Origin of the sequence: Phycicoccus sonneratiae, assembly GCF_016887965.1 — a bacterium.
Classification (GTDB): Bacteria; Actinomycetota; Actinomycetes; order Actinomycetales; family Dermatophilaceae; genus Phycicoccus; species Phycicoccus sonneratiae.
Genome location: NZ_JAFDVD010000004.1, coordinates 88,399 through 114,961 on the forward strand (window position 1 = coordinate 88,399; position 26,563 = coordinate 114,961).

At 76.0% G+C, this 26,563-nt stretch carries 25 protein-coding genes; 20 read left to right on the plus strand and 5 right to left on the minus strand.

Annotated features, from left to right (window positions below; all coding sequences use genetic code 11):
- The first annotated feature begins 138 nt into the window (after window positions 1–138).
- The 16 genes from JQN70_RS03210 (at window position 139) to JQN70_RS03285 (ending at window position 15,587) form a co-directional block, all read left to right on the plus strand.
- The gene (locus JQN70_RS03210; protein WP_239110516.1) at window positions 139–870 is read left to right on the plus strand and encodes a tetratricopeptide repeat protein; all 732 of its coding nucleotides are present in this window, start codon (window positions 139–141) and stop codon (window positions 868–870) included.
- Window positions 867–1,811 (plus strand): HAD-IIA family hydrolase, encoded by a 945-nt coding sequence (locus JQN70_RS03215; RefSeq protein WP_204129873.1) that lies wholly within the window; start codon window positions 867–869, stop codon window positions 1,809–1,811. Before JQN70_RS03210 ends, JQN70_RS03215 begins: the two co-directional genes overlap by 4 nt.
- Window positions 1,812–1,862: 51 nt before the next feature.
- Complete coding sequence (locus JQN70_RS03220; RefSeq protein WP_204129874.1) at window positions 1,863–2,603, plus strand: hypothetical protein; 741 nt, start codon at window positions 1,863–1,865, stop codon at window positions 2,601–2,603.
- Window positions 2,600–2,782 (plus strand): hypothetical protein, encoded by a 183-nt coding sequence (locus JQN70_RS03225; protein WP_204129875.1) that lies wholly within the window; start codon window positions 2,600–2,602, stop codon window positions 2,780–2,782. The genes JQN70_RS03220 and JQN70_RS03225 overlap by 4 nt, the downstream gene beginning before the upstream one ends.
- Before the next feature lies 1 nt (window position 2,783).
- Window positions 2,784–3,590 (plus strand): TlyA family RNA methyltransferase, encoded by an 807-nt coding sequence (locus tag JQN70_RS03230; protein ID WP_204129931.1) that lies wholly within the window; start codon window positions 2,784–2,786, stop codon window positions 3,588–3,590.
- The gene (locus JQN70_RS03235) at window positions 3,587–4,522 is read left to right on the plus strand and encodes an NAD kinase (RefSeq protein ID WP_204129876.1); all 936 of its coding nucleotides are present in this window, start codon (window positions 3,587–3,589) and stop codon (window positions 4,520–4,522) included. Before JQN70_RS03230 ends, JQN70_RS03235 begins: the two co-directional genes overlap by 4 nt.
- Entirely contained in the window at window positions 4,519–6,207 is a 1,689-nt protein-coding gene (gene recN / locus JQN70_RS03240; protein WP_204129877.1) for a DNA repair protein RecN, read from the plus strand. Before JQN70_RS03235 ends, recN begins: the two co-directional genes overlap by 4 nt.
- Window positions 6,208–6,230: 23 nt before the next feature.
- Entirely contained in the window at window positions 6,231–7,409 is a 1,179-nt protein-coding gene (gene steA, locus JQN70_RS03245) for a putative cytokinetic ring protein SteA (protein WP_239110517.1), read from the plus strand.
- Window positions 7,406–8,362, plus strand: a complete 957-nt coding sequence (locus tag JQN70_RS03250; RefSeq protein WP_204129879.1) for a copper transporter — start codon at window positions 7,406–7,408, stop codon at window positions 8,360–8,362. The genes steA and JQN70_RS03250 overlap by 4 nt, the downstream gene beginning before the upstream one ends.
- Window positions 8,359–9,180, plus strand: coding sequence for a hypothetical protein (locus JQN70_RS03255; RefSeq protein ID WP_204129880.1), 822 nt, complete (start codon window positions 8,359–8,361; stop codon window positions 9,178–9,180). The genes JQN70_RS03250 and JQN70_RS03255 overlap by 4 nt, the downstream gene beginning before the upstream one ends.
- On the plus strand, window positions 9,177–10,805 hold the full coding sequence (gene murJ, locus JQN70_RS03260) for a murein biosynthesis integral membrane protein MurJ (protein WP_204129881.1): 1,629 nt from the start codon (window positions 9,177–9,179) through the stop codon (window positions 10,803–10,805). The genes JQN70_RS03255 and murJ overlap by 4 nt, the downstream gene beginning before the upstream one ends.
- A complete protein-coding gene (locus tag JQN70_RS03265) occupies window positions 10,802–11,878 on the plus strand; it encodes a glycosyltransferase (protein WP_204129882.1) in 1,077 nt (358 codons plus the stop codon). The genes murJ and JQN70_RS03265 overlap by 4 nt, the downstream gene beginning before the upstream one ends.
- 19 nt (window positions 11,879–11,897) lie before the next feature.
- Window positions 11,898–13,610, plus strand: coding sequence for a CTP synthase (pyrG, locus tag JQN70_RS03270; protein ID WP_204129932.1), 1,713 nt, complete (start codon window positions 11,898–11,900; stop codon window positions 13,608–13,610).
- The gene (locus JQN70_RS03275; RefSeq protein WP_204129883.1) at window positions 13,597–14,253 is read left to right on the plus strand and encodes an NUDIX domain-containing protein; all 657 of its coding nucleotides are present in this window, start codon (window positions 13,597–13,599) and stop codon (window positions 14,251–14,253) included. The genes pyrG and JQN70_RS03275 overlap by 14 nt, the downstream gene beginning before the upstream one ends.
- 94 nt (window positions 14,254–14,347) lie before the next feature.
- Window positions 14,348–14,833 carry a YchJ family protein gene (locus JQN70_RS03280; protein WP_204129884.1) on the plus strand — a complete coding sequence of 162 codons (486 nt, stop codon included), beginning with the start codon at window positions 14,348–14,350 and terminating at the stop codon, window positions 14,831–14,833.
- A 28-nt stretch (window positions 14,834–14,861) separates the two neighbouring features.
- A complete protein-coding gene (locus JQN70_RS03285) occupies window positions 14,862–15,587 on the plus strand; it encodes a VOC family protein (protein ID WP_204129885.1) in 726 nt (241 codons plus the stop codon).
- 3 nt (window positions 15,588–15,590) lie between these two features.
- Here the strand turns inward: JQN70_RS03285 and JQN70_RS03290 are convergent, their stop codons facing one another.
- Window positions 15,591–17,105, minus strand: a complete 1,515-nt coding sequence (locus tag JQN70_RS03290; RefSeq protein WP_204129886.1) for an insulinase family protein — start codon at window positions 17,103–17,105, stop codon at window positions 15,591–15,593.
- Entirely contained in the window at window positions 17,102–18,052 is a 951-nt protein-coding gene (locus JQN70_RS03295) for a hypothetical protein (protein WP_204129887.1), read from the minus strand. Before JQN70_RS03295 ends, JQN70_RS03290 begins: the two co-directional genes overlap by 4 nt.
- 136 nt (window positions 18,053–18,188) lie before the next feature.
- Between JQN70_RS03295 and aspS the strand changes: the two genes are divergently transcribed.
- Window positions 18,189–20,018: an aspartate--tRNA ligase gene (aspS, locus tag JQN70_RS03300; protein ID WP_204129888.1), complete on the plus strand. Its 1,830-nt coding sequence runs from the start codon at window positions 18,189–18,191 to the stop codon at window positions 20,016–20,018.
- Complete coding sequence (locus JQN70_RS03305; RefSeq protein WP_204129889.1) at window positions 20,015–20,620, plus strand: HAD-IA family hydrolase; 606 nt, start codon at window positions 20,015–20,017, stop codon at window positions 20,618–20,620. The genes aspS and JQN70_RS03305 overlap by 4 nt, the downstream gene beginning before the upstream one ends.
- Window positions 20,621–20,647: 27 nt before the next feature.
- On the opposite strand, the gene JQN70_RS03310 is transcribed toward JQN70_RS03305, so the two are convergent.
- Genes JQN70_RS03310 through JQN70_RS03320 form a run of 3 tightly spaced genes read right to left on the minus strand, consistent with a single transcriptional unit; the run spans window position 20,648 to window position 24,508 of the window.
- Window positions 20,648–21,472: an alpha/beta fold hydrolase gene (locus JQN70_RS03310; RefSeq protein WP_204129890.1), complete on the minus strand. Its 825-nt coding sequence runs from the start codon at window positions 21,470–21,472 to the stop codon at window positions 20,648–20,650.
- A 34-nt stretch (window positions 21,473–21,506) separates the two neighbouring features.
- Entirely contained in the window at window positions 21,507–22,298 is a 792-nt protein-coding gene (locus JQN70_RS19840; RefSeq protein WP_307835790.1) for a GNAT family N-acetyltransferase, read from the minus strand.
- Window positions 22,295–24,508: an MMPL family transporter gene (locus tag JQN70_RS03320; RefSeq protein ID WP_204129891.1), complete on the minus strand. Its 2,214-nt coding sequence runs from the start codon at window positions 24,506–24,508 to the stop codon at window positions 22,295–22,297. Before JQN70_RS03320 ends, JQN70_RS19840 begins: the two co-directional genes overlap by 4 nt.
- Window positions 24,509–24,583: 75 nt before the next feature.
- On the opposite strand from JQN70_RS03320, the gene JQN70_RS03325 reads away from it, so the two are divergent.
- Together JQN70_RS03325 and JQN70_RS03330 are read left to right on the plus strand one after the other, a co-directional pair.
- Entirely contained in the window at window positions 24,584–25,099 is a 516-nt protein-coding gene (locus tag JQN70_RS03325) for a DinB family protein (protein ID WP_204129892.1), read from the plus strand.
- A 28-nt stretch (window positions 25,100–25,127) separates the two neighbouring features.
- On the plus strand, window positions 25,128–26,546 hold the full coding sequence (locus tag JQN70_RS03330) for a replication-associated recombination protein A (RefSeq protein WP_434063739.1): 1,419 nt from the start codon (window positions 25,128–25,130) through the stop codon (window positions 26,544–26,546).
- The last annotated feature ends 17 nt before the right edge of the window (window positions 26,547–26,563 follow it).

The window sequence follows — 26,563 nt, forward strand, 5'->3', positions numbered from 1 at the left end:
CGCGGGGGTCGCTCCGGTGGCCCTGCCGGACGCGGTGGCGGCCAGGGTGGCGCCCGTGGACCCCGTCGGGACGCAGAGGAGCAGCGCGGCGGCGGTAGCCGCCTCGCCCCGAAGTCTCCGCGGCTGCCCGAGCCGCGGTTGCCCGACGAGGTCACCGGCAAGGAGCTGGACCGCGGGGTGCACCAGCAGCTGCGGACCCTGTCGAAGGAGAACGCCGAGGGGGTCGCGCGGCACCTCGTCATGGTGTCGGTGTTCCTCGAGGCCGACGAAGTCGAGACCGCGCTGGCCCACGCGGAGACGGCGGTGCGCCGGGCCGGTCGGGTGCCGGCCGCGCGCGAGGCGCTCGGGATGGTGGCCTACCGCATGGGGGACTTCGGGCGTGCGCTCACCGAGTTCCGGACCGTGCGCCGGCTCAGTGGCTCCTCGCACCTCCTGCCGCTCATGGTCGACTGCGAGCGAGGGCTCGGACGGCACACCCGGGCCCTCGAGCTCGCCGCGTCGCCGGAGGCCAAGGAGCTCGGTGACGCCGAACGCATCGAGCTCGCCATCGTGGTCTCCGGCGTTCGCCGCGACCTCGGCCAGCTCGACGCCGCGCTGCTGGCCCTCCAGGTTCCGGCGCTCAAGCGCGGTCGCAAGGCCGGGGTGCACCGTCTCCAGTACGCCTACGCCGACACCCTCCTCGCGCTCGGGCGCACCGACGAGGCTCGGGAGTGGTTCCTGCGGGTCGTCGAGGGTGACGCCGACGGCGAGACCGACGCGGTCGAGCGCCTCGAGGAGCTCGACGGGGTCGCCCTCACCGACCTCGGGGACGGTGAGGACGAGGTCGAGCTGGCCGGGGAGCCGCCGGTCGCGGACGAGCCCCGCGCGTGAGCGCCCTGGCCGACCGCTACGCGGCGGTCGTCTGCGACCTCGACGGCGTCGTCTACCGCGGGCCCACCGCGGTGCCGCACGCCGTGCAGTCCCTCGGCTCCCTCGCCGTGCCCGTCGTCTACGCGACGAACAACGCCTCCCGTCCACCGGCCGCCGTCGCCGGCCACCTCACCGAGCTCGGCCTGTCGGTGACGGACGCCGACGTCGTCACGAGTAGCCAGGCCGCCGCGTGGCTGCTCGGCCGCGACGGCGTCGCGTCGGGGTCGGCGGTGCTGGCCGTCGGTGGCCCCGGGGTCGCTGATGCCCTCGCGGAGGCCGGATTCGTGGCCGTCCGCCGGGTGGCCGAGACCGAGCACGAGGTGGCCGCCGTCGTCCAGGGGTACGGGCCGGACGTGACGGCCGCCGACCTCGCCGAGGCCGCCTACGTCGTCGAGGCGGGCGGGCTGTGGGTGGCGACGAACACCGACGCGACCCTGCCGACCGACCGGGGGGTCGCGCCGGGCAACGGTTCCCTCGTGGCGGCCGTGGCCCGGGCCGTGGGTGCGGACCCGGGGGTCGTCGCCGGCAAGCCGCACCCGCCGCTCTACCTCCTGGCCGCCGAGCGTCTCCGGGTGACGCCGGATCGGGTTCTCGCCGTGGGGGACCGGCTCGACACCGACATCGAGGGTGCGGTCGGCGCCGGGACCGACTCGTTGCTCGTGCTGACCGGGGTCGACGACCTCGATGCCGTGCTCGTCGCACCACCCGAGCGCCGGCCGACCTTCGTCGCCCCCGACCTGCGCTGGCTGCTCGACGACCCCGGAGCGGGGGAGCCGTCGCTCGACGAGCTGGCCGCTGCGGTGCGCGAGGCGCACGACGCGCTCGACGCCGACGACGCGACACCGGCCGAGGACGCGCGGGAGCGGGCGCGAGGGCTGCTGCGTCGGATGGCCGCCCGGTAGCGTGACCCCGAGAGCGGGGCCGCCGGCTACCCGCCCGATCGAGGAGGACCCATGGCCAAGCGCTCCGTCCGCGCGTACGTCGAGCTCGCGTCCGGGCTCGGCGAGATGACCCGAGCTCGCGCCGTCGAGGCCGCCCAGGAGCTCGTGACCCTCGCCGGCTCGAAGGGCTCCTCGACCAAGGTCGCCAAGCAGGTCGAGAAGCTCGCCGGCGACCTGCTCTCGGCCGCGGAGCAGAACCGCGCCCAGGTCGTCGGGCTCGTGCAGCGCGAGGTCGAGACCGCGGTGTCGCGGGTCGACGTCTCGCGGCTGCTCGGCGAGGTCCAGTCGCTCGGGGCGACGGTCGCCGGCCTCGCCGCGCAGGTCGACGAGCTGGCCCGGTCGGTCGGTGGCCGTGCCGCGCGCGCCCCCCGGGCCGGCCTCGCCGAGGTGGCCGAGCCGGTGCTCGGCGACCCGCCGGCCACGATGGCCGCGACCCCACCGCGCTCGACGCCGGCGCGCAAGGCTCCGGCGCGCAAGGCTCCGGCGCGCAAGGCTCCGCCCCAGAAGGCCGCGGCCGCGAAGACGGCGGCGAAGAAGGCGCCCGCGAAGAAGGCGCCCGCGAAGAAGTCCGCGACCAAGACGTCGGCCGCGAGGAAGTCGTCCGCCACGAAGGCGCCGACGACGTCGGCCGCGAAGAAGTCCACCGCGAAGAAGTCCACCGCGAAGAAGTCCACCGCGAAGAAGTCCACCGCCACGAAGACGCCGGCGAAGAAGTCCGTGGCGAAGAAGACGACGAAGAAGGCGGGCGCGTGAGCGAGCAGCCCGACGCCGCGGCCGAGGGGGAGGCACCTCCCGAGACCGGCGACATCGTCATCGACTCCGCGCTCGGCGACCTCGCCGCCGTCCCCGAGGACGACCTCGACGGCCGGCTCGCCGCGGGCGAGGAGGTCCAGCGCACCCTGCGCTCCCGGCTCGGCGACCTCGGCGGCTGACATCGCCCGACTCGACGCCGAGCTCGTGCGGCGCGGTCTCGCACGCTCCCGGGGCGACGCGCGGGAGCTCGTCGAGCGCGGCGTGGTGCGCGTCGCGGGGGCGCCCGCCCGCAAGCCGTCGCACCCCGTGGAGGCCGACACCGACCTCGTCGTCGAGGCCGACGGCCCGCGCTGGGTCGGTCGGGCCGCCCACAAGCTGCTCGCCGCGCTCGAGCGCTGGACCCATGACGGCCTGACGGTCGAGGGCCGGCGCTGCATCGACGTCGGCGCGTCCACGGGCGGGTTCACTCAGGTGCTGCTCGCGCACGGCGCCGCGCACGTCGTCGCCCTCGACGTCGGCCACGGCCAGCTCGCCCCGGAGGTGGCCGACGACCCGCGCGTCGAGGACCGGTCCGGCACGACCGTCCGCGGCCTCACGGCCGCCGACGTCGGCGGCCCCTTCGAGCTCGTCGTCGCCGACCTGTCGTTCATCTCCGTCACGCTCGTCGCGCCTGAGCTCGCCGCCCTGACCGCCCCGTCCGGCGACCTCGTCGTCCTCGTCAAGCCGCAGTTCGAGGTCGGCCGGCGCCGGCACGGCGTGGTCACGAGCACGGCCGACCGGGTGGCGGCGCTCGACGGGGTGCTCCGGGCCCTCACGGACCGGGGCCTGCACGTCCACGGCCTCGCGCCCAGCCCGATCTCCGGAAGCACCGGCAACGCCGAGTACCTCGTGTGGGCCCGGTCGGTGCCGTCGGACACAATGACACCGGACGAGGTCCGCGCCGCCGTGCGCGAGGCCACCGAGGCGACCGCGGGAGGAGCACGATGAGCACCCCCTCGCGCCGTGTCCTGCTCGTCACCCACCAGTCCCGCCCCGACGCCCAGGAGCTCGCGGCCGCCGTCGCGTCCCGTCTGCTCGGCGCGGGCATCGGCGTCTGCGCCCCCGAGACCGACCTGGCGGGCACCCCGCTCGGTGCCGTCGAGGGGGTCGGGGCGGTCGCCGAGGACGGCGCGGGCCTCGACTGCGAGCTCGTCTGCGTGCTCGGTGGTGACGGCACCATCCTGCGGGGCGCCGAGATCTCGCGCGGCTCCGGTGCGCCCCTCCTCGGGGTGAACCTCGGCCACGTCGGCTTCCTCGCCGAGGCCGAGCGCGAGGACCTCGACGCCACGGTCGAGCGCATCTGCGCCCGCGACTACACGGTCGAGGAGCGGATGACCCTCGAGGTGCGGGCCCGCCTCGACGGCGACCCGGTCTTCAGCTCCTGGGCGCTCAACGAGGTGAGCGTCGAGAAGGCCTCCCGCGAGCGGATGCTCGAGCTCACCGTCGAGATCGACGGGCACCCGCTGTCCACGTGGGGCTGTGACGGTGTCGTCGTCGCGACCCCCACGGGGTCCACCGCCTACGCCTTCTCGGCCGGCGGACCCGTCGTCTGGCCCGACGTCGAGGCCGTCCTCCTCGTGCCCATCAGCGCCCACGCGCTCTTCGCCCGGTCGGTCGTCGTCGGCCCGCAGTCGCACCTGGCGGTCCAGCTGCTCGCGCACTCCGACGCCTCGGCCGTCCTCTGGTGCGACGGACGCCGGGCGGTCACCCTGCCGCCGGGGGCGCAGGTCGAGGTCCAGCGCTCCGATCAGCCGGTGCGCCTCGCCCGCCTCTCCGAGGCCGCGTTCACCGACCGCCTCGTCCGCAAGTTCGACCTGCCGGTCCACGGCTGGCGCGGCGCGGCCCGCCAGCGCGCGGCGGAGGAGGGCCCCGCGCGGTGATCGAGGAGATCCGGATCCGCGACCTGGGGGTCATCGACGAGGCCGTCCTGCCGCTGCACCGGGGGCTCACCGTCCTCACCGGCGAGACCGGCGCCGGCAAGACGATGGTCGTCACGGCCCTCGGCCTGCTGCTCGGGGGCCGGGGCGACTCCGGCCTCGTGCGCGCCGGCGCGCAGCGCACGGTCGTCGAGGGGCTCGTCGACCTGCCCGAGGGGCACGCCGCCCTCGTCCGGGCCGAGGAGGCGGGCGCCGACACCGCCGAGGGCCTCGTCCTCGTCCGCTCGGTCACCGCCGACGGGCGCTCGCGGGCCCACGTGGGCGGCCGGGCCGCTCCCGTCGGGGTGCTCGCCGAGCTCGCCGAGCACCTCGTCGCCGTCCACGGCCAGGCCGACCAGTGGCGGCTGCGCCGCGCCGACGAGCACCGGGAGGTCCTCGACGCCTTCGGCGGCCCCGACCTCGCCGCTGCGCTCGAGGAGTACCGGCAGGTGCACACCGAGCTGCTCGGCGTCGAGTCCGAGCTCGAGGAGCTCCGGGCGGCCGCCGCCGAGCGCGCCCGCGAGGCCGAGACCCTCCGGGTCGGCCTCGAGCGCATCGAGGCCGTCGACCCGCAGCCGGGGGAGGACGAGTCGCTGCGCGCCGAGTCCGACCGGCTCGGGCACGCCGAGGAGCTGCGCACCGCGGCCGGAGGAGCCCACGACGTCCTCAGCGGCGAACCCGACGGTGGCGCCGGCGGGGCCGGGGTCGTCGAGGCCCTCGCCGCGGCCTCGGCCCGCATCGCCGCCGCGTCGGCCAACGACGCCGCCCTCGCGGCACTCGGCACGCGCGTCGACGAGCTGCGCTACCTCGCCGCCGACGTCGCCGCCGACCTCGGGGCCTACCTCGCCGACGCCGACGTCGATCCCGCCCGGCTCGACCAGGTCGAGCAGCGGCGGGCGGCGCTCGGTGACCTCACCCGGCTCTACGGCCCGGGCGTCGACGACGTCCTCGCGTGGGGGAGTGCCGCCGCGGCCCGCGTCACCGAGCTCGAGGGCACCGGCGACCGGATCGGCGAGCTCGAGGAGCGGGCCGCTGCCCTCGGGACGCGTCGCGAGGCCGCGGCCGCCGTCCTCGGCGAGCACCGCCGCACGGCCGCCGAGGCGCTCGGGGCGCGGATCACCGACGAGCTCGGCCACCTCTCGATGGGTGCGGCCACCGTCACGGTCGCCGTCGAGGACACCGGCCGCTACGGCGCCGAGGGGCGCGAGGCGGTCGAGGTCCGGCTCGCCTCCGGCCCGGGGACCCAGCCTCGCTCGGTCACCAAGGCCGCCTCCGGGGGTGAGCTCTCGCGGGTCATGCTCGCCATCGAGGTGGCCACCGCGGACGCCGTCACCTCTGTCCCGACCTTCGTCTTCGACGAGGTCGACGCCGGCGTCGGGGGCCGGGCGGCGGTCGACGTCGGGGCCCGCCTCGCGGCCCTGGCCCGGCACGCCCAGGTCGTCGTCGTCACCCACCTCGCCCAGGTGGCGGCCCACGCCGACCGCCACCTCGTCGTCGAGAAGTCCGACGACGGGCACGTGACCCGCAGCATGGTCCACGCGGTGGAGGGCGAGGAGCGCGTCGCCGAGCTGGCCCGGATGCTCGGGGGTTCGGGCACCCGCGCCGCCCTCGACCACGCGCGCGACCTCCTCGGTCGCGCCCGCGCCTGAGCCGGTCTGGCACGATGGTGCAGATGTCCATCCGCCTCCCTCACCGCCGCGACCGCGACCCCTCGTCCGGGGGCCACGGCCCGGCCCGTGTCGACCGGCGGACCAAGAACCTCACGAAGCGGCTCAAGGCCGGCGACGTCGCGGTCATCGACCACGAGGACATCGACCGGGTCAGCGCCGAGGCGCTCGTCGCCTGCCGCCCGGTCGCCGTCGTCAACGCGGCGTCCTCGATCTCCGGGCGCTACCCGAACCTCGGTCCCGAGATCATCGTCGCCGCCGGCATCCCGCTGCTCGACGCCGCCGGTCCGGAGGTGATGACCCTCAAGGACGGAGCCCCGCTGCGCCTCGAGGCAGGCGCCCTCCACGGGGAGGACGGGCCGGTCGGTCACGGGCACCTGCTCGACGCCGACGCCGTCCAGGAGGCGATGACCCTCGCGCGCGCCGGCCTGTCCACCGAGATCGAGGCCTTCGCCGAGAACACCATGGACTACCTGCGCCAGGAGCGCGAGCTGCTCTTCGACGGGGTCGGCGTCCCGGACATCCGCACCGACCTCGACGGCCGCCACGTGCTCATCGTCGTGCGCGGCTACCACTACAAGGAGGACCTCGAGATCCTCCGGCCCTACATCCGCGAGTTCAAGCCCATCCTCATCGGCGTCGACGGCGGGGCCGACGCCCTCATCGAGGCGCGGCACACCCCGGACCTCATCGTCGGCGACATGGACTCGGTGTCCGACAGCGCGCTGCGCTCCGGGGCCGAGATCGTCGTCCACGCCTACCGCGACGGCCGTGCGCCGGGCCTCGAGCGCGTCCGCGAGCTCGGGGTCGAGCCGGTCGTCTTTCCGGCGACCGGCACGAGCGAGGACGTCGCGATGCTGCTCGCCGACGACAAGGGCGCCACCCTCATCGTCGCCGTCGGGACCCACGTCACCCTCGTCGAGTTCCTCGACAAGGGGCGGTCCGGGATGGCCAGCACCTTCCTCACCCGGCTGCGGGTGGGGGGCAAGCTCGTGGACGCCAAGGGGGTGAGCCGTCTGTACCGGACGCGCATCTCCTCGTTCAGCATCCTGCTCATGCTCGCCGTCGCCGTCATCGCGCTGGGCGCGGCGCTGTGGTCCACCGCCGGTGGCCGCGCGCTGCTCCAGGTCCTCGCGGCCAAGGCCGACGACCTGTGGACCCTGCTCGGAGGAGTGTTCGGGTGATCGACTTCCGCTACCACATCGTCTCGATCGTCTCGATCTTCCTCGCCCTCGCGGTGGGGATCGTCCTCGGGGCCGGACCGCTCCAGGGCGAGATCGGGTCGACCCTGACCAACGAGCTCGCGGGGCTGCGTAAGGACAAGGCGCAGCTCAACGACCAGCTCGACACCGCCCGCAAGGGGGCCGAGGCCCGCGACGCCTACCTCACGGCCACCTCCGGCCGCGTCCTCGACGGCGCGCTCCAGGACCGCAGCGTCGCCCTCGTCGTGCTGCCGGGGGCCGACGCGTCGGTCAGCGAGTCCCTCGTCGAGACCCTCGGCACCGCCGGGGCCCGGCTGGCCTCGACGACCTCGGTCGCCCAGGAGTGGGTGAGCACCGACGAGACGACCGCCGGGGCCCGCGACCGGGCGGTCGCCGACGTCGCCAAGCAGACCGGGGCCGACACCTCGGCGGGCTCGGCACAGGCCCAGGACGTCCTGCTCGCGACCCTGCTCACCCGCACCGCCCCGGCCGGCGACGCCGGACCGGACGACACGACCGCCCGCACCGGCCTCGAGGCGCTCGCCGACGCCGGGCTCATCTCGCTCGACGCCCCCGACTTCACCCGCGCCGACCTCGTCGTCGTCGTCGGCGGGGCGGTCACCGAGGGCGACCAGGCCGCGCGCACGCAGGAGGCCGGCCGGTGGGTCGCGCTCACCGTGGCCCTCGACACCCGCTCGCGCGGCGCGGTCGTCGCGTCCGACCTGACGACGCAGACCACCGGCACGCCCGTGCTCACCACGCTGCGCGACACCTCCTCGGCCGTCTCGGAGGTCTCGGGGGTCGACGACGCCGCCGGGCCGATGGGCCTGGCCAGCGTGGTGTTCGCGCTCGTCGAGCAGTCCGGGGGCAAGACCGGCCAGTACGGGCTGGGCGCCGGCACCGACGCCGCCTTCGCGCCGGTCCCGCAGTCGTGAGGGGCCGCCCGGTCCTCGCGGGTCTGCTCGGCGGGCTCGCCGCGGCCGGCGCCCACCGGGTGCTCACCGACCGGGTCCGCTCCTCCCGCTGGACGCGCACGAACCACGCCGGATCCGAGGTCACGCTGCTCGAGGGACCCGCGTGGGTCGCGGGTGGTGTGCTCGGTGCGGCCCTCGGCGGCCCGGCCGGGGCGCTCGCGGCCGGGGCCTCCGGGGCGCTCGGCGCCCTCGACGACCTCGCCGGCGACGGCTCCTCCAAGGGGCTGCGGGGCCACCTCGGCGCAGCGGCGCGGGGACGGGTGACCACCGGTGCGGTCAAGGTCGTCGGGCTCGGGGTCACCGGGCTGGTCGCCGCGGTCCTGCTCGACCGGGACCGCGACGACGTGCGCGCGCTCGACACCCTCGTCGGGGGTGCGACCGTCGCCGGGGCCGCCAACCTCGTCAACCTCCTCGACCTGCGCCCCGGGCGCGCGCTCAAGGCCACGGTGCTCGCCGCCGCCCCGCTGCTCCTCTGGCCCGCGGCCACCCCGCACGCCGTCCGGTCGCGGGTGCACGCGGCCGCGGCGGCCGGTGCCGCGCTCGGGGTCCTGCGTCCCGACCTCGCCGGCACCGCGATGCTCGGCGACACCGGCGCCAACGCGGCCGGAGCACTGCTCGGCACGGCCCTCGTCGGACGCACCGGACGGCGCGGCCGGGTGCTGGCGCTCGCCGTCCTCACCGCGGCGACCCTGGCCTCCGAGAAGGTCAGCTTCACGGCGGTCATCGAGTCGACCCCGGGGCTGCGCGAGCTCGACGCCTGGGGACGTCCGGCCCGATGACCGAGCGCAAGCTCGCCGCCGGCATCGCCGGGGCCGCGGGCCTCATCGCCGTCGTGACCGTCGTCGCGCGGGCGGCCGGCTTCGCCCGGATCCTCGTCTTCGCGGACTCGGTGCGCGCCCAGGGCGTCGGCGAGATCTACCAGAGCGTCAACGCCCTGCCGAACGTGCTCTTCGAGGTCGCCGCGGGCGGGGTGCTCGCGGCCGTCGCCGTGCCGCTCATCGCGCACCGCCTCGGCGCGGGCGAGCGCGAGCGGGCCGACCACCTCGCGTCGGTGCTGCTCACCTGGGCGCTCGTCGTGCTCGTGCCGCTGGCCGCCGTGCTCTGGCTCGCCGCGCCGCTGCTGTCGGGGTGGATCATCGACGACTTCGACCCCCGGGCCCACGAGGTGGGCACGACCCTGCTGCGCATCTTCGCCGTGCAGGTCCCGCTCTACGGCGTCGGCATCATCCTCACCGGGCTGCTCCAGGCGCACCGGCGCTTCCTCGCCGCGGCCCTGGCCCCGCTCGTCTCCTCGGTCGTCGTCCTCGCCTCCTACCTCTGGTACGGCACCCTGACCGATGGCGAGGTCTCGCCCTCGGTCGTCGACGGCGGCGCGGTCGCGGTGCTCGGGTGGGGCACCACGCTCGGCGTCGTCGTCCTGTCGCTGCCGCTGCTCGTCCCGGCCCTGTCCACGGGCTGGCGGTGGCGCCCGGCCCTGCGGCTCGAGCGTGAGGACGCCGTCCGGATCCGGGCGCTGGCCGGCGCCGGGGTGCTGGCCCTGGCCGCCCAGCAGCTCGCGGTGCTCGTGACGCTGTGGCTGCTCAACCACACGGGCACCCGTGGCTCGTTCACCGTCTACCAGTACGTCCAGGCGGTGTACCTCCTGCCGTACGCGGTGCTCGCCGTCCCCGTGGCGGTCAGCGCCTTCCCCGCGCTCGCCGCGCGCACCGGCGCCGGCGAGGACACCTCGGCCACCCTCGCGCGCTCGCTGCGGGCGGTCCTCGTCCTCACCGGGCTGGCCGCCGGGGTGCTCATCGCCGCGGCGCCCACCATCGGCGCGTTCTTCACGACCCTCGACGCCAGGCGCGGGACCGAGGGCGCCAGCCCGGAGGCGCTCGCCGCCCTCGCGCCCGCGCTCACCGCGTACGCACCCGGCGTCGTCGGCTTCGGCGTGGCCGCCCTGCTCACCCGCGCGCTCTACGTCCGCGGCCGCCCGCTCGACGCCGCCTGGGCGGTCGGCCTCGGCTGGGCGATGGCCGCCCTCGTCCCGCTCGTCCTCGTCGGCACGGACCGCGGGGCGGACACGACGCTGCGCGTGCTCGGCCTCGCCTCGACCCTCGGGATGACCGCCACGGCGCTCCTGCTCGTCGTCCTCGTGCGCCGGGCCTGGGGGCCGGAGGTCAGCCGGGGGCTCGGTCGCACGGCCGGGGCGCTCGTCGTCGCCCTCGCGCTCTCGCTCGTCGTCGGCGACCTCGTGACCCGCGGCCGCACCTACGACGGGCTGCTCGACGCGGTCCTCTGGGGGCTGCTCGCCGGGGCCGCCGCGCTCGTCGCCGGGCTGCTCTCGGTGTTCTACGGCGACCGCCGGATGATGGGCGAGATCCGCGACCGCGGACGCGCCCGTCGGCGGGGGAGTGCCTCGTGAAGGTCCTGCTCGTCATGGGCACCAGCGCCGGCGGCGTCGGGGCGCACGTGCGAGGGCTCGCCCGGCTGCTCGACGGCGCCGGCCACCACGTCGTCGTCGCCGGGCCGGCCGAGGCGGCCGAGCGCTTCCGGCTCGCCGAGCACGCGACGCCCGTGCCGCTCGAGGTCACCGACCGGCCGCACCCGGTCCGCGACGTCCGGGCCGTGCGCGACCTCGCCGAGCTGGTCCGGGGCGCCGACATCGTCCACGCCCACGGGCTGCGGGCCGGGGCGCTCGCGGTGCTCGCCGGCACGGGGTCCCCGGTGCCGCTCGTCACGACGCTGCACAACGCCGCCCCGACCGGCCGGGTCACGGGCACGGTCTACGCCGGGCTCGAGCGGGTCGTGGCTCGCGGCTCGGACGTCGTCCTCGGGGTGTCCGCCGACCTCGTCGCGCGGATGCGCCGCCTCGGCGCGCGCCGCACCGGGCTGGCCGTCGTCCCGGCGCCGCCGTTCGCCGCGCCGGCCCGCGACCGGTACGCCGTGCACGCCGAGCTCGGCATCGACGCGCGGACCGCCCTCGGCGTCGTGCTGGCGCGCCTCGCGCCGCAGAAGGGCCTCGACCTGCTCCTCGACGCCCACCGCGACCTCGGCGACCTCGACCTGCTCACCGTCGTCGCCGGCGACGGCCCGCTGCGCGCACCGCTCCAGCGCCGCATCGACGCCGAGGACCTGCCGGTGCGCCTGCTCGGCCGGCGCGACGACGTCCCCGACCTGCTCGCCGCCGCCGACGTCGTCGTCTCGAGCGCACTCTGGGAGGGGCAGCCGGTCGGGCTCCAGGAGGCGCTGCACGCCGGAGCCGCCATCGTCGCCACCGACGTCGGGGGCACCGCGGCCGTCGTCGGTGACGCCGCCGTCCTCGTCCCGGGTGGCGACCCGGTGTCGCTCTCGCGGGGCATCCGCGACGTCGTCACCCACGGGGGAGTGCGGGACGACCTGCGCTCCAAGGCGGTCGAGCGCGCCGCGCACCTGCCCACCGAGGACGAGGCGCTCGCCGCCGCGCTGGACACCTACCGCGAGGCCGGCGCCGGATGACGTATCGTTGAAGCCCGTGGTGCTCCAGACGACGAAACAGATCTTCGTGACCGGAGGCGTCGCCTCCTCGCTCGGCAAGGGGCTCACGGCCTCCTCGCTCGGCCACCTGCTGAGGGCCCGCGGGCTCCGGGTGACGATGCAGAAGCTCGACCCCTACCTCAACGTCGACCCCGGGACGATGAACCCGTTCCAGCACGGTGAGGTCTTCGTCACCGACGACGGCGCCGAGACCGACCTCGACATCGGGCACTACGAGCGCTTCCTCGACGTCAACCTCCGTGGCAGCGCGAACGTCACCACGGGGCAGGTCTACAACCGGGTGATCCAGAAGGAGCGCCGCGGCGAGTTCCTCGGCGACACCGTGCAGGTCATCCCGCACATCACCAACGAGCTCAAGGAGCGGATGCGTGCGCAGGCGGCCGGCTCCCCGGGGGTGGCCGACGCCGACGCGCCGGACGTCATCATCACCGAGATCGGCGGCACGGTCGGCGACATCGAGTCGCTGCCCTTCCTCGAGGCGGCCCGCCAGGTGCGCCACGACCTCGGCCGTGACAACGTCTTCTTCCTCCACGTCTCGCTCGTGCCGTACCTCGCGCCGAGCGGCGAGCTGAAGACCAAGCCGACCCAGCACTCGGTGGCCGCACTGCGCCAGGTGGGCATCCAGCCCGACGCCCTCGTGCTGCGGGCCGACCGCGAGATCCCCGACTCGATCAAGCGCAAGATCAGCCTCATGTGCGACGTCGACAACGAGGCCTGCGCGGCCGCCGTCGACGCCCCGAGCATCTACGACATCCCCAAGGTCCTGCACCGCGAGGGCCTCGACGCCTACGTCGTGCGCCGGCTCGGGCTCGTCTTCCGCGACGTCGACTGGACCGACTGGGACCTGCTCCTCGAGCGGGTGCACCGCCCCGAGCACGAGGTCGAGGTCGCGCTCGTCGGCAAGTACATCGACCTCCCCGACGCCTACCTCTCGGTCACCGAGGCCCTGCGCGCCGGCGGCTTCCACCACGACGCCAAGGTCCGCATCCGCTGGGTGCCCTCGGACGACTGCGAGACCGACGCCGGCGCCCAGCGCGCGCTCGGCGGGGTCGACGCCGTCCTCGTGCCCGGCGGCTTCGGCGTGCGCGGCATCGAGGGCAAGGTCGGCGCCCTGCGCTGGGCCCGCACCCACCAGGTGCCGACGCTCGGCATCTGCCTCGGCCTCCAGTGCATGGTCATCGAGTACGCCCGCACCGTCGCCGGCATCGAGGGCGCGAGCTCCACGGAGTTCGACCCCGACAGCCCCGCGCCGGTCATCGCGACGATGGAGGAGCAGAAGGCCTTCGTCGAGGGCGCCGGCGACCTCGGCGGCACGATGCGCCTCGGCAGCCAGCGCGCGCTGCTGCGGGAGGGCTCGGTCGTCGCCGGGGCGTACGGCGCGAGCACCGCGGACGAGCGGCACCGACACCGCTACGAGGTCAACGAGGGCTACCGCGAGCAGCTCGAGGCGGCCGGCCTCGTCATCAGCGGCACGCACCCCGACCTCGGGCTCGTCGAGTTCGTCGAGCTGCCGCGCGAGGTGCACCCGTACTACGTCTCGACGCAGGCGCACCCGGAGTTCAAGTCTCGCCCGACCCGGGCCCACCCGCTCTTCGCCGGGCTCGTCGGCGCGGCCATCGAGCAGCAGCGCGCGGCGCGGCTGGTCGAGGTGGAGCGCCCGCGCAGCACGGAGCCCGCGGATGCGCGTGCCTGAGGCGCCCGAGCCGCTCGCCGACCGGCTCGAGCGCCGGCCGGTGCTCGCGTCGACGCTGGCCTTCGAGGGGCGCGCCTGGGACGTGCGCACCGACCGGGTCGACCTCGGCGAGGCCGGGGTCGTCACCCGCGACTGGGTCGAGCACACCGGCGCCGTCGCGGTGCTCGCGCTCGACGAGGACGAGCGGGTCGTCGTCATCCAGCAGTACCGGCACCCCGTGGGCGCCTTCGACTGGGAGATCCCGGCCGGCCTGCTCGACGTCGACGACGAGCCGCCGCACCTCACCGCCGCGCGCGAGCTGCACGAGGAGGCCGACCTCACGGCCGGGTCGTGGGCCACGCTCGTCGACCACTGGGCCTCGCCCGGCGGGTCGAGCGAGGGGCTGCGGATCTTCCTCGCCCGCGACCTCGCCGAGGTGCCGGATGGGGAGCGGCACGAGCGCCACGGCGAGGAGCTCGGCATGCCGGTGCGCCGGGTGCCGCTGGCCGAGCTCGTCGACGGTGTCCTCGCCGGCCGCCTGCACAGCCCGACCCTCGTCATCGCCGTGCTCGCCGCCGAGGCGCTGCGGGCCCGGGAATGGGAGGGGCTGCGGGCCGCGGACGCGCCGTGGCCGGCCCGCAGCCCGGGGCGCTCCGCCCGCTGACCGTTCGCGCGGTCCGCGGTTGACGGGTCCGCCGGCGGGGTACCGGACCCCCGTGACGACGACGAGCGCGACCGGCGCGTGGGAGGATGAGTCCGTGGGCGAGAGCTTCGGGGCGGGCAGGGGCTCGGCCGCGTGGCTCAAGGTCTCCCGAGGCTCCGACCAGCCCCTCGACCGCGGATCACGCTGTCCCTGTGGGGGACTCCCGTCCGGCGCGTCGCTCGGCGAGTGCTGCGCCCCGGTCATCGAGGGAGAGCGGCTCGCACCGACCGCGGAGGCGCTGATGCGCTCCCGGTACACCGCGTACGCCCTGGCCGACGGTGACCACCTGCACCGCACCTGGCACCCGCGCACCCGTCCCGCGGGGGTCGACCCCGAGCCGTGGGTCCGCTGGGTCGGCCTGGAGGTGCTCGACGTCGTCGACGGCGAGGCGGGGCAGGACGCCGGCGTCGTCGAGTTCCGGGCGCGGTGGGTCGCCGGCGAGGGTCGCACGCGGCAGCGGGGCGAGGTCCACGAGCGCAGTGCCTTCGCGCGGCGGGCGGGACGCTGGTTCTACGTCGGACCGGAGCCGAGCGACCCCTGACGTCACCGGTCGGTGGTACGAACGGGGCATGGAGCTGGAGAACCTCGTCCTCGACGCCCACGACCCCCGCCGGCTCGGCGCCTTCTGGGAGGCGCTGCTCGGCGGGCGCCGGGTTACCGACGAGCCCGACGTCGTCGAGACGCGCCTCTCGCCCGAGGGCGCACCCGTCCTCGACCTGTGCATGACGCGGGTCCCCGAGCCGGTCGCCCCGCACCCCCGGTTGCACCTCGACCTGCTCGGCGGCGACCGGCAGGACGAGGTCGTGCGGCAGGCGCTCTCCCTCGGCGCCCGCCACCTCGACATCGGCCAGGGCGACGTGCCGTGGGTCGTCCTCGCCGACCCCGAGGGCAACCCGTTCTGCGTCATGGAGCACCGCGCCGAGTACCGGCCCGGCAGCCCGGTCGCGGCGCTCCCGCTCGACAGCGCCGACGTCGACCGCGACCTCGCGTTCTGGACCGCCCTGTCCGGGTGGGTCGCCGAGGACACCGCGATGCCCGCGGCGCTGCGCCACCCGAGCGGTCACGGGCCGCTCCTCGAGCTCTGCCCCGAGCCCCGCCCGAAGCCCCCCGGCACGAAGAACCGCCTCCACCTCGACGTCCGGCTCGCGGCCGGGGAGGACCTCGACGACGCCGTCGCGCAGGCCCTCGACCTCGGCGGCCACGAGTACGACCCCGGCTGGGGGCCGCTGCCGTGGCGGCTGCTCACCGACCCGTCGGGCAACGAGGTGTGCCTCCTGCCCCCGCCGCGCGCCTGAGGGTCAGCCCCTGCGGCCGCGGCGTCCTGCGAGCCGACCGGCGAGCCCGCGCCGCGCGGCGGCCGGCGCCTCGGCCGGCCGGGGCAGCCGGTCGGCCGTCCGTGCGGGCAGTCGCACCACGCGGGCCGCGTCGACCGCCTCGTCGATGCGCGCCACCTCGTCCGGTCCCAGCTCGTACACGGTCGGCTCGACGTGCACCCGGAAGCCGTCGCGCCCGACGAGCCACCGGCCCCCGTCGGCGAAGGACTCCATCGCGGCGAGGTCGCGGTAGCGCACCGTGACGAGCCCCGCCGCCGAGCGGAGCGTGACCCCCTCGACCCCGATGACGAGCGTGGTCCGGCCACCGCCGCGCACCGGGTGCTCGCGGCCCTCGACCGCGCTCGACGAGGAGGCGGGGACGGCCGAGAGGCCGGCCCAGTCCAGTCCCGGTGTCGGCACCTGCACGAGCGCGCTGTCGTGGAGCGCCTCGGCCGCCGCGCGCACGGCGTCGGCGCTCACCGCGTGGAGGGCGGCCACCCGCTCGGCGCGCGAGGGGGTCGGGCGGCCGAGGAGGTGGTCGACGGCCCGCGCCTCGAGCAGGGCGGGGTCGTGGTCGGGGCGGTCGGCGTCGTGCTCGGCGAGGGTGACCGCCTCGCGGTCCCCGGCCCCGAGGCGGCCCCAGCGGACTCGGGCGAGGGCGTCGACCACGGCACCGGCGAGGCCGTCGCGCAGGTGCGGGGTGCCGGTGGCGAGGACCCGGACGAGGGCGGAGCGGGCGTCGTGGGCCTCGACCCGCACCTGCGCCGTCGCGCCCGACGGGGCGAGCTCGTGGGCCAGCGCGCGCTGCAGGAGCCGCCCGAGGACGTCGGCGGCGGGTCCCCGGGGGACGAGGCCGGTGAGCTGGACGACGTCGGTGCCCGGTACGGCGAACCACGCCGGCGTGCGGGGCAGCACCGGCGCGGTGTCCGGCAGCGGTGGCAGGTCACCCTGGGGGAGCGCGAGGTCGAGCCCGTACGGCGCCTCCCGGCCGCTGACCCAGAGGACGACGTTGGCCTGCGTGAAGGCCGCCGAGGCCCAGATGCCCACGAGGTCCTCGTCGAGGCCGTCGAGGCCGATCTCGGGGTAGGACGCGAGGCCGCGCCCGGTGGCGCCCCAGCGCATCATCGCCGCGGCCCGGACCTGGGCGTCCGGGCGTGCCTCCTCCTCGGCGCGGAGGGCGTCGCGGGCTTCCTCGAGGTGCTCGAGGGGCGGTCGGCGCAGGGCCCCGCACACCGTGTTGAGGACGTCGGCCACGTGCTCGGGGCTGCCCTCGGCGGAGAACGAGGTGACGACGTCGTCGAGGGCGCGGTACCGGTGGACGGCCTCCAGCCCGGCGGCCCGCAGGGCGAGGTGCTCGACGAGGTGGGTGACGCCCCGGACGGCGAGGTTCTCGTCCGCGCCGCCGACGCGGAAGACCAGACCGGCGGCGCAGCCGCCGTCGTCGCGCGGGGCGTGCAGGGCGGGTAGCCCGCAGACCCGCGTCTCGTGCACGGCCGTCATCGGCCGGCCCCCTCGGCGAGGGCGGAGGCGCGCAGCGTCGCGAGGGCGTCGCTGTGGTGGCCGGCGGCCGACCACGTGGGGCCGTCGACGAGGTCGCCGAGCGCCCGGAAGTGGGCGCGGGCCCGGTCGGGGCGACCCGCCACGCCGAAGAGGACGGCGAGCTCGGTGTGCGGGCGGACCCAGGCGAAGTGCGACGGGCACGGCAGGGCGCGGAAGCGGTCGGCGACGTCCTCGAGCTCGGTGAGCACGCCCGCGTCCTTGAGGTAGCCGCGCTCGCGGCCCGAGCCCTCGAGCCGCCAGCGGGCGAGGTGCGCGGCGGCGAGGACGGTGGCCTCGACGCCTCCCGCGGGGGCCGCGGACGATGCCTCACGGGCGGCGGCGAGCGAGGCGTCCCACGACCCCCCGGGCGGAGGTGCCAGGGCCCGCACGAGGAGGCGGCGACCCTCGGTGTGCCCGGGCTCGAGGGCGGCGAGGCGGGCGTGGCGGCGGCGGACCTCACCCGCCGGCAGCCCGAGGAGGGCCGCGGACCACAGCCGGAGGACCCACGGCTGGGGGTCGCCCGGGTCCTCCGCGCAGAGACGCAGGAGCACCTGCTCGGCGCGTCGCAGCCGCTCGTGGACCTCGGCGAAGCGGTCGGCGGTCAGCTCGGACCCCGGCTGCCCGACGGCCTCCTCGGTGGCGAGCAGGAGCCGGTGGGCCGCGAGGGTGCGGGCGGCGTGGTCGTGGGGGTCCTCGGCGAGCCGGGCGGCGACGACCTCGTCGAGGCCCTCGCTGCGCGCGAGGACGTCCCACGCGACGCCCTGGTCGGGGGAGCGACGGTCGCCGACCAGGGCGATGTCGTCGACGGCGCCGCCGAGGTCGCCCGCGAGGGCGCGCCGACGGATCCGCTCGAGGTCGGGGAAGACCGTCGCGAGGTCGGTGACCGGCGGAGGTGCCGGGTCAGCCATGCCCCGCATGCTAGGGCGGCGGCCGCGCTGCCCGCAGCGGGACGGGCCGGGAGCGCGCGAATCTCGGTTCGGGGTGCCCCCGGCCCATCCGTAGGATGGTCGCCGTCCCCTCCCCGACAGACGAAGGACCCCTTCCGTGCTCCGCACCCACGAGGCCGGCACCCTGCGTGCCGCCCACACCGGCCAGACCGTCACGCTCACCGGCTGGGTGGCCAAGCGGCGTGATCACGGCGGGGTGGCGTTCATCGACCTGCGCGACGCCAGCGGCGTCGTCCAGGTCGTCGCGCGCGACGAGGTGCTCACCGGGTCCGCCCACGACCTGCGCAGCGAGTACGTCGTCAAGGTCACCGGCGAGGTCACCGCCCGCGAGGAGCGCAACGTCAACGCCGACCTGCCGACCGGCGAGGTCGAGGTCGTCGCCGCCGAGATCGAGGTCCTCAACGCCTCGGCTCCGCTGCCCTTCCAGGTCGACGAGCGGGTCACCGTCGGCGAGGAGGCCCGCCTCAAGCACCGGTACCTCGACCTGCGCCGTCCGGGCACGCACTCGGCCGGCCACGCCGTCCGGCTGCGGAGCAAGGTCAGCGCCGCCGCGCGCCGGGTCCTCGAGGCCCGCGACTTCGTCGAGATCGAGACCCCGACCCTCACCCGGTCCACGCCCGAGGGCGCCCGCGACTTCCTCGTGCCCGCGCGCCTCGCGCCCGGCTCCTGGTACGCGCTGCCGCAGAGCCCGCAGCTGTTCAAGCAGCTGCTCATGGTCGCCGGGATGGAGCGGTACTACCAGATCGCCCGCTGCTACCGGGACGAGGACTTCCGCGCCGACCGCCAGCCCGAGTTCACCCAGCTCGACATCGAGATGTCCTTCGTCGAGCAGGACGACGTCCTCGAGCTCGGCGAGGCCGTGGTCCGCGAGATCTGGCAGCTCATCGGTGTCGAGCTGCCGACCCCCTTCCCGCGGATGACCTACGCCGAGGCGATGCGCCGCTTCGGGTCCGACAAGCCCGACCTGCGCTTCGGCCAGGAGCTCGTCGAGTGCACGGAGTACTTCTCCGACACCCCGTTCCGCGTCTTCCAGGCCGAGTACGTCGGAGCGGTCGTCATGCCCGGCGGCGCGAGCCAGCCGCGCAAGCAGCTCGACGCCTGGCAGGAGTGGGCCAAGCAGCGCGGCGCGCGCGGCCTGGCCTACGTGCTCGTCCAGGAGGACGGCACGCTCGGCGGCCCGGTGGCCAAGAACCTCTCCGAGACCGAGGTCGCCGGCCTCGCGGAGCACGTCGGGGCCACGCCCGGAGACTGCGTCTTCTTCGCCGCCGGCGCCACCCGCTCCTCGAGGGCGCTGCTCGGGGCGGCGCGCCTCGAGATCGGCAAGGGCTGCGGGCTGATCGACGAGGACGCCTGGGAGTTCCTCTGGGTCCTCGACGCGCCGCTCTTCGAGCCGGCGTCCGAGGCCGTCGCCGCGGGTGACGTCGCCGTCGGGTCGGGGGCGTGGACGGCCGTGCACCACGCCTTCACCTCGCCGAAGGCCGAGTTCCTCGACACCTTCGACACCGACCCGGGCCCGGCGCTCGCCTACGCCTACGACATGGTGCTCAACGGCAACGAGCTGGGCGGCGGGTCGATCCGTATCCACCGCCGCGACGTCCAAGAGCGGGTCTTCCAGGTGATGGGCCTGTCGCCCGAGGAGGCCCAGGAGAAGTTCGGCTTCCTCCTCGACGCCTTCCAGTTCGGCGCCCCGCCGCACGGCGGCATCGCCTTCGGCTGGGACCGCATCGTCATGCTCCTCGGCGGCTTCGACTCGATCCGCGACGTCATCGCCTTCCCGAAGTCCGGCGGCGGCTACGACCCGCTCACCGACGCGCCGGCGCCCATCACGGCGCAGCAGCGCACGGAGGCCGGCATCGACGCGAAGCCCGAGCCGAAGGACGCCACCCCGCCGCAGGGTGCGCCCGAGGTGAACCCGAAGCAGTCGTGACCGGGCTCCGGGCCCTGCTGTGGGATGCCGACGGCGTCCTCCAGCACACGCCTCCCGGCTGGCTCGAGGAGCTCGAGGCGGCCGGTGGTCCGGGGTTCGCCGACGAGGTGTTCGCGGCCGAGCTCCCCGCCCTCCGAGGCGACGGCCGACTGCGCGAACGGCTCGCGGAGGTCCTCGCCGGGCGTCCGGGGACGACGATCGGCATCGAGGAGCTGCTCGGGTTCTGGGAGCGGGCGCTCCCGGACGAGGCGGCGCTCGCGCTGGTCGGCGAGGTCCGGGACGCCGGCGTGCGGTGCGCGCTGGCCACGAACCAGCACGACCACCGGCGGGCGTGGATGCGCGACGCGCTGGGGCTGGACCGCCGCTTCGACGACGCCTTCTACTCCTGCGAGCTGGGCGTCGCGAAGCCGGAGCCGGCGTACTTCGAGCACGTCCTCGACGTGCTCGGGGCGGCGCCGGGCGACGTCGGGTTCGTCGACGACAGCCCGGCGAACGTCGACGCCGCCCGGGCGCTGGGCCTCCGGGCGGTCCGGCACGACCCGGCGAGCGGTGCGCCCGCGCTACGGGCCCTGGTGGGGTCGCTGATCGGCCGGCCCCTCTGACCGCGTTCGCCGTCGGGGTGGGATCGGTCAGCGGGCGAGGAAGGCCAGCAGGACGCGGTTGAACTCCTCGGTGTGGGAGTCGTTGATGCCGTGCGGCCCGCCCTCGACGACGTGCAGCTCGGCGCCGGTGACCTGCTCGGCGGTGCGCTGCCCGGAGACCTCGAGCGGCACGATGCCGTCGGAGTCGCCGTGGACGACGAGGGTCGGCACGGTGACCTTCGCGAGGTCGGCGGTGAAGTCCTCGGTCCAGCTGCGGATGCACTCGGCGGCCGCGTGCACGTCGGCCTGCGCGGCGAGGGCCAGGGCCGCCTGCCGCTGCTCCTCTGTGACCGCGAGCTCCTCCCCGGCGGTGTAGAAGTTCGTGACGAACCCGTCGAGGAAGCCGGGCGGGTCCGCGCGCAGCTGACCCTGCATCCCCTCGACCGTGGCGTCGTCGAGCGCGCCGTCGGGGTGCTCGTCGTCCTTCTTCAGGCACGGCGGGATGGCCGCGGCGAAGACGGCCGCGCGCACCCGGTCCTCGCCGTGCGTCCCGATGTAGCGCGCGACCTCACCGCCGCCCATCGAGAACCCGACAAGCGTGACGTCGGTGAGGTCGAGCCCCCGCAGGAGGGCGTCGAGGTCGCCGGTGAGGGTGTCGTAGTCGTAGGACGAGCCCTCGCCGGGCTTGCCGGACTGCCCGAAGCCGCGTCGGTCGTAGGTGACGACGTGGTGGCCGGCGTCGAGGAGGGCCGGCACCGTGGCCGACCACGACGCGCCGCTCAGCGGCCAGCCGTGGACGAGGACGACGGTGCTGCCGTCGCCGCCGTGGTCGTCGTAGTGGATCTCGTGGGAGCCGTTGCTGACGGTGGGCATGTCGCACCTCTCTGCGGGGACGGATGCCCCCACCCTAGGCACGCTCGCCGGGCCGGAGGGCCTGCGTGTCGACCCAGCGGCTGCGCCATCGCATCCCGGTCGTGAAGCCGAGCCGCTCGTAGACGCGGCGCGCGGAGTCGTTGTCGGCGAACATCCCGAGGGCGCACGCGCCGGCCTCCTCGACGCCCCGCCGGGTCAGGGCCGCCGTCACGGCCGCGCCGAGGCCGGAGCGGCGCCGGTCCGTCGCCACGGCGATGCCGGCGAGCGTCGGCGTGCCGGCCTCCGAGGGCTCGCTGCCGCCGCACGCGAGGAGGCTCCCGTCGTCGTCGCGCACCCCGAGCCACAGCTGCCCGGAGCGGGCGAACGGCTGGCCGTGGGTGCGCGGGCTGTGGGCCTCGAGGAAGGCCGTCGCCTCCGCCCGGTCGGCCGGGTGCAGCGCCACGACCCGCCCCTCGCCGGGCACCGCCGGGGGAGCGGTGCGGGTCCACATCCAGTCCCAGTCGCCGCCGCGCGTGCCCAGCGGCAGGTGCCGCTCGACGAGGTGCTGGTGCTCGCGCGGCGCGCTGAGGTGGTGGAACCCGTTGCCCAGGAACCAGTCCCGGACGCGGTCGTCGGCGAACAGGGTCTCGATGCCCGAGGCGTCGCCGAGCACCGCCGCCCCGGGCACCCCGTGGTCGGACCGGCGCGGGACGACGACCGCCCGCCCGGAGTCCTCGACCGACCACCCCGGGCCGGACAGCCCGGACCCGACGTCGAGCACCGCCACCGGGTGCGCGTCGGTGAGGCGGACCAGCTCGGCGGCGGTCGTCAGCGGGCGGACGCTCACTCGGTGATCCCGACGCGCGCGTGCAGCCGGCGCAGGGGCGCGGGCGCCCACCAGTTCGCCCGCCCGAGGACGGCCATCGTCGCGGGGACGAGGAGCATCCGCACGAGCGTGGCGTCGATGGCGATGGCGAGCACCAGCGCGACGCCCATCTGCTTCATGATGAGCAGGTCGCCGGCCGCGAACCCCGCGAAGACGATGACCATGAGCAGCGCGGCCGAGGTGATGATCCGCCCCGAGCGCTGCAGGCCGAGGACGACCGCCTCGTGGGTGCTGCGGCCCTGCTCGTGCAGCTCGACGATGCGCGAGAGGAGGAAGACCTCGTAGTCCATCGAGAGGCCGAACCCGAAGGCCACGACGAGCAGCGGGATGGTGTTCTCCAGCCCGCCCGCCGACGTGAAGCGCAGCAGCGACTCGAGGTGGCCCTCCTGGAAGATCCACACGGTGACCCCGAGGCTGGCCCCGAGCGAGAGCACGTTCATCACGAGGGCCTTGACGGGGACGACGACCGACCCGGTCATGAGGAAGAGCAGGACGAGCGTCGCGAGCACGACGGCCCCGACCGCCCAGGGGGCCCGCTCGGCGACGGCCTGCCGGAAGTCGAGGATGCCCGAGGCCTGGCCGACGACCCAGGAGTCGAACGGCGGCCGGTCGGCGCGCAGCGAGTCGACGAGGGCGCGCGACGCCTCGCCCGTGCCGCTGTCGCCGGTGTGGAACGGCACGGTGACGACGCCGCCGTCGAGGACGCGGACGGGGTCGATCGAGCTCACCCCCGGGCGCCCCGCGGCGTCGGCGGCCCAGCTCCGGACCTCGGCCTGGGGGGCACGGGCGACGACCACCACCTGCGCCCCGGCGAGCGTCGGGTAGCCGTCGGCGAGGTCCTCGAAGAAGGTCCGCTCCGGCGTGCCCTTCGGGAGCAGCTCGGCGCCGGAGGCGGTGAGGAGCATCCCGCTGACCGGGGCGGCGAGGACGAGCAGCAGGGCCGACACCACGCCGATGACGACCCACGGCAGGCGGTGCACGCCCTCGGCGAGGCGGGAGAACAGCCCCGTGTCGGACGCGACCTCGGTGCCCCGGCGCAGCAGCCGCCGCGCCCCGAGGACGCAGAGCGCCGGCACGAGCGAGAGCGCCACGGCGAGGGCCACGACGACGACGGACACCCCGGCGAGCGAGACCGCCCGGACGAAGTCGATGTCGAGGAACAGCAGGCCGGCGAGCGAGATGGCCACCGTGAGCGCCGAGAACACGACGGTGCGCCCGGCGCGGTCGAGCGTGCGACCGGTCGCCTCGGTGACCTCCGCCGCGGTCGCGTCCGCCGCCGGTCGGCCGGCGAGCAGGGTCCGCATCTCCTCGCGGAACCGGCTGACGACGAGGAGCCCGTAGTCGATGCACAGCCCGAGCGCGAGCACGGTGACGACGTTGACGGCGGTCGCGTCGAGGTCGAGGAGGTAGGAGAAGCCGAGGAGCGAGGCCAGCGCGCCGGAGATCGAGGCGATCGCCCCGAGCACCGGGAACCCCGCGGCGAGGAAGCCGCCGAAGACGACGACCATGACGGCGAAGCTCACCGGCAGCGCGATGCCCTCGCCGCGCTGGCCGTCGACCTTGACCTGGTGGACGATCCGGTCGACGAGCCCGCGCAGCCCGCCACGCTCCGACGAGGAGGCACCGGTCTCGCGGACCATCCGGTCGAGGACGGCGTCGACCTCGGCGGTGGCGGCGTCCTCCTGCTCGGCGGTGTCGTCCGGGTCGAAGGTGACGACGGTGGCGAAGCCGCCGGACCCGGGGTCGCCGTGCAGGAACATCGGGCGGGCCGCGGCCGAGGAGGGGCCGTCCGGGACGACGAACGGGTTGACCGCGCTCGTCACGGTGTCGACGGCGAGCAGGTCGCGCACGCCGGCGGCGGCCGCCCGGGCCACGGCGGGGTCGCCGGTGTCGACGCCCTCGACGAGGAGGGTGTGGGTGCTGAAGCCGCTGCCGCCGGCCTCGGAGAGGACGGCGCGGCCGGCCTGGTTCTCGCCGTCGACGACGATCTCACCGGTGTCGAGCCGGTCGAACAGGCTCGGGGTGCCGAGGCCGCCCAGGGCCACCGCGAACCCCGCCGCGATGAGGACGAGCCAGCCGATGACCACCGGGCGGGCGTGCGCCGCGACGAACCGGCCCCACCGCTCGAGGGCCGGCCGGCCGTGCCCGGCGCGCCTGCGCGTGGCGTCCATGGGCACAGAGTCCCACGCGGCACCCGGCCGGCGCCGGGCGCCCCGCGGGCGCGGACGCGTCGCTACCGTGGCGAGATGCCCGCCACGCGTACCCGCCCACCGAAGGTCGCCGACGAACGCACCCAGCTGCTCGGCTGGTACGACCTCCAGCGCGGCATCTGCCGGCTCAAGGCCGAGGGGCTCACCGACGACCAGGCGCACCGCGCGCTGCTGCCGACCTCGCCGCTGATGACCGTCGCCGGCATCGTGTCGCACCTCGCGTGGGCCGAGGACCTCTGGTTCCGCGAGGTGCTGCTCGGGGAACCGGGGCTGGCCCGGGGCTTCGAACCCGGGGCGCCGGACGACGCCGAGTTCCGCGTCGAGGGGGTGCCGCTCGCGACCCTCCTCGAGGAGTACGACGCCGCCTGCGCCCGGTCCGACGCCGCCATCGCCGGGCGCTCGCTCGACGACACCGGCAGCACCGTCCTGCACGCGGTCGGCGAGGCGTCGCTGCGCTGGATGCTCCACCACATGCTCGAGGAGACCGCCCGGCACGCCGGCCACCTCGACCTGCTCCGCGAGATGCTCGACGGCGAGGTCGGCTACTACTGACGTCGTCCCCGCCGGATAGCGTGAGGCCGTGAGCCAGGACGGGACCGACCTCTTCGGCGCCGCGGCGCAGGACGCCCGCGGCGAGGTCGCCGGCGGCGTCGTGCCGCCGCTCGCGGTCCGGATGCGTCCACGGTCCCTCGACGAGGTCCGGGGCCAGGCCGAGGTGCTGCGCCCCGGCAGCCCCCTGCGCCGGCTGATCGAGGGTGGTGGCGGCGCGGCCGGTGCCCTGTCGGCGATCCTCTGGGGGCCACCGGGTACCGGCAAGACCACGCTCGCCCACCTCGTCGCCACCGCCGCCGACCGCGAGTTCGTCGAGCTGTCGGCGGTCACCGCCGGGGTCAAGGACGTCCGCACGGTCATGGACGGCGCCGCGCGCACGCGCGACCTCTACGGGCGCCAGACCGTCCTCTTCCTCGACGAGATCCACCGCTTCACCAAGGCCCAGCAGGATGCCCTGCTGCCCGGGGTCGAGAACCGGCTCGTCGTCCTCGTCGCCGCCACCACCGAGAACCCGTCCTTCTCGGTCATCGCGCCGCTGCTCTCGCGCTCGATGCTCGTCACGCTCGTCCCGCTCACCGACGACGAGGTCGCCGACGTCCTCAGGAGCGCCGCCGCCGACGAGCGTGGCCTCGACGGCGCCTACGCCCTCGCCGACGACGCCCGCGAGCACCTCGTCCGGCTCTCCGGCGGCGACGCCCGCCGGGCGCTGACCTTCCTCGAGGCCGCCGCCGGGGTGGCCGACGACTCGCTCGCGCCGGGCGCCGAGCGGCCGGACGTCCTCGAGGTCACGCTCGCGCACACCGAGCAGGCCGTCGCGCACGCCGCCGTCCGCTACGACCGCACCGGCGACCAGCACTACGACGTCGCGAGCGCCCTCATCAAGTCGATGCGCGGCTCCGACGTCGACGCCGCCCTGCACTACCTCGCCCGGATGCTCGAGGCGGGGGAAGACCCGCGCTTCATCGCCCGCCGCATCGTCATCGCGGCGTCCGAGGACGTCGGGATGGCCGACCCCACGGCGCTCCAGACCGCCGTCGCGGCGATGCACGCCGTCGCCCAGATCGGGATGCCCGAGGCGCGGATCATCCTCGCGCAGGCCGTCGTCCACAACGCGCTCGCGCCGAAGTCCAACGCGGCCTACGGCGGCATCAACGCGGCCATCGCCGACGTCCGCGCCGGGCGAGGCGGGCCGGTGCCGCTGCACCTGCGCGGCAGCGGGTACGGCGGCGCCGACCGGATCGCCCAGGCCACCGCGGCGGCCACCGGGCGGGGCCGCGCCCCCTCGTACGTCTACGCCCACGACGAGCCCGACGGCGTGGCCGCCCAGCAGTACCTCCCCGACGACCTCGCCGAGGGCACCGACTACTACCGGCCCACCGACCGCGGCTTCGAGGCCCGGCTCCAGGAGCGCTGGCGCTGGCTCCGCGAGCGGCTCGGCCGGGGGTAGTCGGCGGCGCCGCCTAC